This window comes from Pseudonocardia zijingensis, assembly GCF_042657305.1.
GTDB classification, from domain to species: Bacteria; Actinomycetota; Actinomycetes; order Mycobacteriales; family Pseudonocardiaceae; genus Pseudonocardia; species Pseudonocardia zijingensis.
This window is the reverse complement of sequence record NZ_JBHSKO010000007.1, coordinates 155,077-163,922: the sequence shown is the minus strand read 5'-3', so window position 1 is coordinate 163,922 and position 8,846 is coordinate 155,077. Positions and strand designations below refer to the sequence as shown.

The following is an 8,846-nucleotide window of genomic DNA, read 5'->3' as shown; positions in this document are numbered from 1 at the left end:
CCGCGACGTCCACCGCCGGACGGCGACGTCCTAAGCGCCTGCAAAGAAACTCCTCGACAGCGGCTCGACGCCTCGCGAGCCGCCTATTTTTCTTGGTCGATCTCGCCGGCCCAACGAAGAGCGGAGCGTCCACAAAATGACAAAGATCGCCAATATCTCGCCATTCGACCGTCCTTCCTGTTGACCGGTCGGGCGGCGATCCGGATGGCGTCGTTCGATCGTTCCGCAGGGGAGACCCGCGGCCGGGAAACCGGGCAGTCGCTGGATGCGCGGGCGAGGGTCCGATCCCGGCTGCGCCGGACCCGCCTGTGGCTCACGTGGGCGCAGGTCGTTCACGGCGGCTCGTTCGTGTTCGTCGTGCTCGCCCTGGTCGACGGGGCCGTGCCGCCAGTCGGCGCGATGGCGGCGGGTGCGCTCCTCGTGGCTCCGCTCGTCGCGTTCGCGCTGCAGGAACGTCGAGCGCCGAGCAGGCGGCGGCCGGCGATCTGGCCGCGCCGCGGTCTGTTGGTGGTCCTTCCCCATGCCGCTGTGTTCGGGATCGTGGTGGCGGTGAGGTCCGAGCCGGCTTCCCCGCCCTGGGGGCAGGCGCTGTTGTTCGCCGGTCTGCTGCTGGTGGTCGAGTTCGGGGCGATCTGGCGGGCGAGCCGGGTGCTGCGGTTCCCGCTCACCCCCGAACTCGGCGAAATGGATGTGGAGATCCTCGTCGAGATCCGCTCGGATGCGGCGTGGCAACCCGCGTGGCTTTCCCAGCACGACGTGCGGATGACGGACGACGCACTGATCATCACGGTGCGTCCGACCCCGAAGTTCGGCTATGCGGCGCGGATCGATCTCGCGGACGTCACCGGTGTCCTCGTCCGGCCGGCAGCGGATCGGGAAGGGCCGTGGTTCGTCGTCGACGGGTACACGTTCTGGCCGCCCGCGGGGGACGTCGTCGTGATCAGGCACGGGTCGGGCTCGACGGTGCTCCCGGTTCACGAGCCTGAGGCCTTCGCCGCTGTGGTCCGCTCGCGGACCCGGTTTTGAACTGGCTGTTACAGAACGTGCTACGGTGCTCGGGTGCCCCGCCCCCGCACCTTCGACGAGGACCGCGCCGTCGACGCCGCCATGCGCACGTTCTGGGCCAACGGCTACGAGGCCACCACCACCGAGGACCTCTGCGCCGCCACCGGTCTGGGGCGCAGCAGCATCTACAACGCGTTCACCAGCAAGCACGAGCTCTTCCGGCGCGCTCTGGTGCGCTACCTGGAGATGATGACCGCGAACCAGCAGGGCATCCTCGAGGACGAGTCGCGCTCGCCCGTCGAGCGGTTGCGGGCGCTGTTCACGACCGTGATCGACGGAGAGATGGCCACGCGGCGCGACGGGCGCAGCATCGGGTGCCTCAGCGTGAACGCCACCGTCGAGCTCGCCGGCCGCGACCCGGAAGCGGCCGAGGCGCTCGAGCGGGACGGCGCGCGGCGGGCCGCGGCGATCCGCGTGGTCGTCGAGGCCGGGCAACGGGCCGGTGAGATCACGTCGCGGCGGGCGCCCGACGCCCTCGCGGGATACCTGAACGCGGTGATCGCGGGGATGCGCGTGGCCGGGCAGAGCGGCGCGGACCGGGCCGTCCTGCAGTCGATCGCCGACACGGCGCTCGACGCACTGACCGGCTGAGTCCCGGGGGTGGCTGCCCCGGGGTCACACGCGTGCCCACGTTATGGATAGATCAGTACAAAACTTGGAGGAACCGTGCCCCGCGCCGTACACGTGCTGGCCCTCGGCATCTTCGCCATGGTCACGAGCGAATTCGTGGTCGCGGGGCTCATGCCGCAGATCGCGACCGGACTGGACGCCTCGATCCCCCAGGTCGCCTACCTGATCACGGCGTTCGCCGCGGCGATGGCCCTCGGCGGCCCGGTGCTCACCGTGCTCGTGATGCGCCTGCTCCCGAGAACCGCGCTCCAGCTGGTCTTCGCCTCGTTCCTCGTGGGCAACGTCCTGGCCGCCGTCGCGCCGAACTACCCGCTGATGCTGCTCGCGCGGCTCGTGACGGGTGCCGCGTCCCAGGCGTTCTTCGGCATCGCGGTGTCGATCTGCGCCGTCCTGGTGGCACCGGAGGTCCGCGGCCGGGCCGTCGCCGTGGTCATCAACGGCCTCATGCTCGGCACGCTCCTCGGCCTACCGCTCGCCACGTTCGTCGGCGCTGCCTTCGGCTGGCGGGTGGCCTTCTGGGCGATCTCCGGGCTCACCGTGCTGGCGGCCGTGGCCACGTTCGCCGCGGTGCCTGCGCTCGACCGCATCGCGGCGGGCCCCCTGCGCCACGAGCTGGGGGTGTTCCGGCGGCCGCGGCTGTGGCTGGTGCTGTCCACGAGCCTGCTCGTGATCGGTGCGACGTTCGCCGCGTTCAGCTTCCTCACCCCGATCCTCACCACGATCAGCGGGTTCGAGGCCGGCCTCGTGCCGTTCCTGCTGGTGGCCTACGGGGCGGCCACCGTGGTCGGCAACGCGGTCGTCGGGCGCCTCGCCGACCGGCACGCGCTCGTGGTGCTGCTGTGCGGGCTCGGGCTGAACCTGCTCTTCCTCACCGGCTTCGCGCTCTTCGCCCACGTCGGTGCGGCCGCCGTGGCCTGCATGCTCGGGATCGGGCTCGTCGGCGTCACGATGAACCCGGCGATGGTGGTGCGGGTGCAGCGCGCCGGGAACGTCGGGCCGCTCGTCAACACCGTCCACGGTTCGTTCATCACCGGCGGGATCATCGTCAGCTCCACCCTCGGAGGGCTCGTGATCGACGGGTTCGGCCTGCGGGCACCGCTGTGGATCGGGGCGGGGCTCGCCGTGCTCGGGATCCTCACCCTGGTGCCCGACCTCGTCCGCCGGACCGCCCCCGACGCGCCGAGGGCTCAGGTCGTGGTCTGAGCGTCGAGGCGGGCCCGGAGCGCGGCGGTGCTGAGCTCCTCGTCCACGTCGATGTCCCGGCTGATGTCGGGGCCGAGGTCCGAGAGGACGTCCAGCGCCGCACGCCAGTGCCGCTGTGCCTCCTCCCGCCGGCCCAGCGCGTGGTGCACGCGGGCGAGGCCGTCGTGGGCGCGGGCCTGGTCGACGGGGAGCCCGAGGTCGGTGGCGAGTTCGAGGGCCCGGCCGATGTGGTCGACGGCCGCCTCGTGGCGACCCTGCAGGTCCATGAGCCGGCCCAGGCCGAGCAGCGCGTCCACCTCGGCCCGGCGGTTGCCTGCGGAGCGCGCGACGGTCAGCGCGGCCCCGTAGTGATCGGCGGCCCGGGCGGTGCGGCCCTGACGCCTGCTGACGTGGCCGAGGCTGGTGAGCACGTCCGCCTCGCCCGCCCGCTCGCCGTTGCGCCGGGCGACGGTCAGCGCCTGCTGGTGCAGCACCTCCGCCTCGACGTCGCGGCCCCGCGCGCGCAGGTACCGGTCCAGGGTCGTCGACAGGTGCACGGGGTGATTGCGCGGGCAGAACCGGGCGGCGTACCGGGCGGCGGTGAGCAGGTTGGGCAGTTCGAGGTCGAGCCACGCGGCGGCGTCGTCCGCACCGCGCAGGTCGGGGATCGGGGTGCCGGCCGGTGGTGCCGGTGGGCGCCGTTCCCGTTCGTGGGGGAACAGCACGTCCATCGCCACCGACGCGGTGTGGCTGTAGTAGTCGAACATCCGGCCGAACGCGGACGGCCGATCCGGTTCCTCGCGCGCCGCTGCCGCCCCCGCGTGGGAACGGACGAGGTCGTGGAAGGTGAACCTGCCCGGCACCAGCTCCTGCAACAGGTTCACGTCGACCAGGGCATCGAGCAGCCGCGCGGCCCGATCCACCGTGGCGTCGACGAGCGCCGCGGCCACGTGGACGTCGAAGGCCGACTCCGGGAGCGGTCCGCACAACCGGTACGCGCGCTGCAGGTCGGGGTCGAGCTGCAGGTACGACACGTCCAGCGCCGCGGCGACGCTGCGCTCCCCCAGGTCCAGCTCGCCCAGGTCGAGCTCCCCGAGACGTTGCTGCCGATCACGCAGCCGCTCCAGCAGGTGCCCCGCCGCCCACGTCGGACGCGACCGGAGCCGGGCCGCCGCGATCCGCAGGGCCAGCGGCAGCCGCCCGCACAGGTCGACGACGCCGGCCACGCCCGCGTCGTCGGCACCGACCCCGGCGGAGCGGGCGAACAACGCGACCGCATCCGGTTGCGGGAGCACGTCCAGCGAGACCGTCAGCGTGTGGTCCAGCTCGATCAGCCTGCGCCTGCTGGTGACCAGGGCCATCGCGCCGGGCGTGCCCGGCAGCAGCGGCCGTACCTGTGCCTCGCTGACCGCGTTGTCCAGCACCACCAGCATCTTCCGGCCGGCCAGCCGGCTGCGGTACAACGCGGCCCGGTCCTGCGGGTGCGCCGGGATCCGCTCCCGCGGCACCCCCAGCGCCCGCAGCAACCGGGCCAGGGCCTCGCCCGGCTGCACGGGCTCCACGTTCTGCGTGTAGCCGTGCAGGTCGAGGAAGAGCTGCCCGTCGGAGTACGCACCCGACAACCGGTGGGCGGCGTGCAGGGCCAGGGCGGTCTTCCCGATCCCGGCCATCCCGTCGATCGTCGCGACCACCACGGCGCTCGGGTCGTGGGCCCGCTCCAGCTCGGTGAGCTCCGGCGCCCGGCCGGTGAAGAGCGGAGGAGGTGCCGGCAGCTGCCGCAGCACAGCCGGGCCGGCCCGCTCCGGTGGCTCGCCCCGCGAGGGGCGGAGCGCAGGCGGATCACCGTGGGGCCGGGAACGGGCTGCCGCGGCGAGCTCCTGCAGCTGGGCCGGGCCCAGCCCGAGCGCCTCGACGAGCCGGCGGAGCGTGCTTCCCTGGGGCCGTGCCGCGGCGTCCGACTCCAGCCTGCGGACCGTGCGCACGCTCAGCCCCGCGCGCTCGGCGAGCTCCTCCTGGGTCAGCAATGCTCGCGCCCGCCATGCCTGCAGCAGCGCCCCCACACCCACCCCGACCTCCCCGTCGGGCTACAGCTTCATGATCTTCTGTCGCACCCTACGCCCCGCGGCGGAGTCATGGCCACGTCCTGGCCTGGGCGTCGAAGAGCTCGGGATCGCTCTCGACCGGCAGGACGCACACCACCTGCCCGCCGGGGACCCGCAGGATCCGGCACTCGAGCCACCGCCCGACCTGCTCGGCCCCGAGGGCGACCAGGCGGGCGGTCTCGGCGTCCGGGTCGTCGGACTCGATGTCGATGTGGATGCCCGGCGCGTCGTCCACCGCCTGGACCGCGGTGACCAGCCCGGGTACCGCACCCCGCAACGACGTGAACTGCGGCTGGTCCGGGAGGGGGCGGGCGGGCACGCCGAGCGCGGCGGACCAGAACTCAGCGGCGCGCGCCGCCTCCGCGGTGGGGGTGTCGATGATCACGGCGTAGACGCGGCTGCGGTGCATGCGGTTGATCCTCCACACCGGCGCCAGTAGGTTCGCCCGCGTGACTGCCGGGTCGGCCACGGGCCATTCACGGACGGGGTACCCGGCCAGGGCGTGACGCCCCAGCGGGCTCGCAGCCCGCCGCCTCTCACGAACACCCGCACCCACCGGATGTCGTGAGAGAGGACCACCCCACCCACATGCCCCGTGATTTCCAGCAACAGGTCATCGACGAGTTCCGCGCCAACGGCGGCCGGGTCGACGGACCGTTCGAAGGCGCCCGCCTGCTCCTGCTGACCACCACCGGCGCGCGGTCCGGCGCGCCGCACACCGTGCCGCTCGGCTACCTGCCCGACGGCGGCGAGCAGTTCCTCGTCATCGGCTCCGCGGGCGGGTCACCGCGCCACCCGGCCTGGTTCCACAACCTCGTGGCGCACCCGCAGGTCACGGTGGAGGACGGGGTCTTCGTCGTCGACGCGGTGGCTGTCGTCCTGGAGGGCGCTGACCGGGACCGCGCCTTCGCCCGTGCCGTGGAGAGCGACCCCGGATGGGCCGCGTACGAGGAGCGGGCGGGGCGGCTCCTGCCCGTGGTCGCGCTCCGGGCGCTGCCCGGCCCGCCCCGCTACGCCGGAGGGGCTTCCCCCGTCGCAGGCGCCACGCTCCTGCGGGTCCATGACGCGTTCCGCCGCGAGCTCGCCCTGATCCGCAGCGAGGTGGCCGCCACCGGCGCGAGCGTGGGGGCACAGCTGCGGGCGAACTGCCTGACCCTCTGCGCCGGCCTGCACAACCACCACCTCGGCGAGGACGGCGCGCTCTTCCCGATGCTCGCGGCGCGCCACCCCGACCTGGAGCCCACCCTCGGACGCCTGCGGATCGAGCACGAGCGGATCGCCGCACTCGTCGCGCAACTGCGGGCCACCGTCGGCGACACCGCAGACCCGGCGCTGCTGCGGCGCGAGGTCGACCGGCTCACCGGCGAGCTCGAACGGCACCTCGCCTACGAGGAGGAACAGCTGGTTCCGGCACTCGACGCGGCCCTACGCTGATCGTCGTGACCGGCGACGTGCTGATCCGCCAGCTCGAGTACCTGGTCGCGCTGGCCAGGGAGCGGCACTTCGCCCGGGCGGCCCAGGCCTGCCACGTCAGCCAGCCCGCCCTGTCGGCGGCGATCCGCAGGCTGGAGCACGAGCTGGACGTCCCGATCGTGTTGCGCGGGCGGCGCTTCGGCGGCTTCACCCCCGAGGGGCAGCGCGTCGTGGGGTGGGCGCACCGGATCCTCGCCGAACGCGACGGACTGCGCACCGACCTGGACCGGATGCGCAGCGGCCTCTCCGCCACGTTGCGGATCGGTGCCATCCCCACAGCGGTGCCGGCCACGCCGCTGATCACAGCGCGGTTCGAGGCCGCCCACCCGCGGGCGCGGGTGCGGATCGAGGCGCTCTCGTCCCGCGAGATCACGCGGCGGCTCTCCGACTTCGAGCTCGACATCGGCATCACCTACCTCGACGACGAGTCGGCCGCCTCCATGCGGGTGGTGCAGCTCTACGCGGAGCGCTTCCTGCTCCTGATGCCGCGCGACTGCCCGCTGGCGGGTGAGCGGGTGGTCGAATGGGCCGCTGCGGCGCAGTTGCCGCTCTGCGCCCTCACCCCGGACATGCGCAACCGCCGGATCCTCGACGCCACGATGGCGGCGGCGGGGGCTCGGCTGGCACCGGTGGTGGAGACCGACAACGTCGGCGCCCTGTACGCGCACATCGCGAAACGGGGGCTGTCGAGCATCGTGTCCCACGCCTGGGTGCACGCGTTCGGCGTGCCCGAGGGCAGCTGCGTGCGCCCGCTCGCCGAGCCCAACCCGCACCCGCCGGTCGGCCTCGTCGCCCTGCCCAGGGAACCGTCCTCGATCCTCGTGGACGCCGTGTGGGACGCGATGAAGGGCGCGGACCTCCCGGCCGAGTTCGAGCGGTCGCTCGCCGGGGTGCTCGAACACTAGTTCGGTCCTTCCACGGGGTTGTCCACAGCTGTGGAGGGCGGTGGGCGAGGATGGACGGCATGACGAGCGTCCGCTGGGGAGTGGTGGGTCCGGGCCGCATCGCGGCGAAGGTCGTGCGCGACTTCGCACACATGCCCGACGCCGAGGTGGTGGCCGTGGCGTCACGCTCGGCCGAGCGCGCGCGGGCGTTCGCCGACGCCAACGGCATCGCGCGTGCCCACGGGTCGTACCGGGCGATCCTCGATGACCCCGACGTGGACGTGCTCTACATCGCCACCCCGCACCCGCAGCACCGCGCGGTGGCGCTCGCGGCGATCAAGGCGGGCAAGGCCCTGCTGGTGGAGAAGTCGTTCACCGTCACCCCGGCCGCCACCAGGGAGATCGCGACGGCGGCCCGCGACGCGGGCGTGTTCGTGATGGAGGCGATGTGGACCCGCTTCCAGCCCGCCGTCGTCCGCGTGCGCGAGCTGCTCGCCGACGGCGCTATCGGCGAGGTGCGCGGCGTGCAGGGCGAGCTCGGCGTGAGTGCCCCCATCGATCCGGCCGACCGGTTCTACAACCCGGAGATCGGCGGCGGCGCCCTGTTCGACCTGACGGTCTACCCGGTGTCGTTCGCGCAGATGGTGCTCGGCACGCCCGACACCGTGCACGCGCACGGCGTCCTCGCGCCGTCCGGAGTGGACGTCGAGGAGGCCGTGCTCCTCGGCTGGGCCGACGGGCGCACCGCGTCGCTGTTCACCTCGCTGCGGTGCGCCACGCCCGGACAGATGCGCGTGTACGGCACCGAGGGGTGGATCGACGTCCTCCCGCGGTTCCACCACCCGGACACGATCGTGCTGCACCGCGCGGGTCGCGAACCCGAGGAGATCACCCGCCCGCACACCGGCGGCGGGTACGTCCACGAGCTGCGGGAGGTCACCGACGGCGTGCTCGCAGGGCGCACGGAGAGCACCGTGATGCCGCTGGCCGACACGATCGCCGTGCAGGACGTGCTGGGCTCGGTGGCCGATCAGCTCGGCATGCACCCCCAGGAAGGGCCCGCCGAGCTGGACGGACCGGCCTGATCTGCCGCCTCAGGACCGATCGCGCCAGTTGATCGCCTCGCAGGCCGCCACCACCGGCCACGCCGCCACCGCGCCGGCCACCCAGACGGGGCCGCCCGCCATCACCGCGAGCGAGCCGTGCGCCCGCAGGGCACGCAGGTCGCGCCGGAACGCCGCGGTGACCGCGGGCTCGTCGAAACCGACGAGCAGGACCAGCAGGATCGCGCCGACGACCACATAGGCCAGCAGTATCGCGGTCATCATCGTGGGGGGAGCCTCCCTGCGGGTCGCCTCGACGGCGACGTCGTGCAGTGCATCCGTGGCCGCACCGCCGCGGGGTTCAACTCACCAGGGTGGCGGGCCGCCGCGCCCGCGTCGACCGTGCTCGCGGCCATCTCCGGATACCTGCTGGCAGGAAGACCGACCTCACCGCGAGCCCTCACCTT

General features: G+C 73.3%; 9 protein-coding genes. 6 read left to right on the top strand and 3 right to left on the bottom strand.

Annotated elements, in window-relative coordinates:
* The first annotated feature begins 180 nt into the window (after positions 1-180).
* The 3 genes from ACFPL3_RS16780 to ACFPL3_RS16770 all read left to right on the top strand — a co-directional run bounded on the left by ACFPL3_RS16780 (position 181) and on the right by ACFPL3_RS16770 (position 2,898).
* Positions 181-1,026 carry a hypothetical protein gene (locus tag ACFPL3_RS16780; protein ID WP_343939350.1) on the top strand — a complete coding sequence of 282 codons (846 nt, stop codon included), beginning with the start codon at positions 181-183 and terminating at the stop codon, positions 1,024-1,026.
* Positions 1,027-1,059: 33 nt separating this feature from the next.
* On the top strand, positions 1,060-1,656 hold the full coding sequence (locus tag ACFPL3_RS16775) for a TetR/AcrR family transcriptional regulator (protein WP_343939348.1): 597 nt from the start codon (positions 1,060-1,062) through the stop codon (positions 1,654-1,656).
* 75 nt (positions 1,657-1,731) lie between these two features.
* Positions 1,732-2,898 (top strand): MFS transporter, encoded by a 1,167-nt coding sequence (locus ACFPL3_RS16770; protein WP_343939346.1) that lies wholly within the window; start codon positions 1,732-1,734, stop codon positions 2,896-2,898.
* Here ACFPL3_RS16770 and ACFPL3_RS16765 read toward each other — a convergent pair.
* Both ACFPL3_RS16765 and ACFPL3_RS16760 read right to left on the bottom strand, forming a co-directional pair.
* Positions 2,883-4,943, bottom strand: a complete 2,061-nt coding sequence (locus tag ACFPL3_RS16765; protein WP_343939344.1) for an ATP-binding protein — start codon at positions 4,941-4,943, stop codon at positions 2,883-2,885. The two genes, ACFPL3_RS16770 and ACFPL3_RS16765, sit on opposite strands and share 16 nt — an antisense overlap.
* Before the next feature lie 64 nt (positions 4,944-5,007).
* Positions 5,008-5,388, bottom strand: a complete 381-nt coding sequence (locus tag ACFPL3_RS16760; RefSeq protein ID WP_343939342.1) for a VOC family protein — start codon at positions 5,386-5,388, stop codon at positions 5,008-5,010.
* A 179-nt stretch (positions 5,389-5,567) separates the two neighbouring features.
* Between ACFPL3_RS16760 and ACFPL3_RS16755 the strand changes: the two genes are divergently transcribed.
* Genes ACFPL3_RS16755 through ACFPL3_RS16745 form a run of 3 tightly spaced genes read left to right on the top strand, consistent with a single transcriptional unit; the run spans position 5,568 to position 8,421 of the window.
* A complete protein-coding gene (locus tag ACFPL3_RS16755) occupies positions 5,568-6,413 on the top strand; it encodes a nitroreductase/quinone reductase family protein (RefSeq protein WP_343939340.1) in 846 nt (281 codons plus the stop codon).
* 5 nt (positions 6,414-6,418) lie between these two features.
* On the top strand, positions 6,419-7,357 hold the full coding sequence (locus ACFPL3_RS16750) for a LysR family transcriptional regulator (protein WP_343939338.1): 939 nt from the start codon (positions 6,419-6,421) through the stop codon (positions 7,355-7,357).
* A gap of 59 nt (positions 7,358-7,416) precedes the next feature.
* Positions 7,417-8,421, top strand: coding sequence for a Gfo/Idh/MocA family protein (locus ACFPL3_RS16745; protein WP_343939336.1), 1,005 nt, complete (start codon positions 7,417-7,419; stop codon positions 8,419-8,421).
* 9 nt (positions 8,422-8,430) lie between these two features.
* On the opposite strand, the gene ACFPL3_RS16740 is transcribed toward ACFPL3_RS16745, so the two are convergent.
* Entirely contained in the window at positions 8,431-8,664 is a 234-nt protein-coding gene (locus ACFPL3_RS16740) for a hypothetical protein (RefSeq protein ID WP_343939334.1), read from the bottom strand.
* Positions 8,665-8,846 lie beyond the last annotated feature (182 nt).

Bases quoted from the DNA above. Each gene is read 5' to 3' on its own strand.
- ACFPL3_RS16760 (WP_343939342.1), bottom strand. From the start codon at position 5,388: ATGCACCGCAGCCGCGTCTACGCCGTGATCATCGACACCCCCACCGCG.
- ACFPL3_RS16755 (WP_343939340.1), top strand. From the start codon at position 5,568: ATGCCCCGTGATTTCCAGCAACAGGTCATCGACGAGTTCCGCGCCAAC.
- ACFPL3_RS16745 (WP_343939336.1), top strand. From the start codon at position 7,417: ATGACGAGCGTCCGCTGGGGAGTGGTGGGTCCGGGCCGCATCGCGGCG.
- ACFPL3_RS16740 (WP_343939334.1), bottom strand. From the start codon at position 8,664: ATGATGACCGCGATACTGCTGGCCTATGTGGTCGTCGGCGCGATCCTG.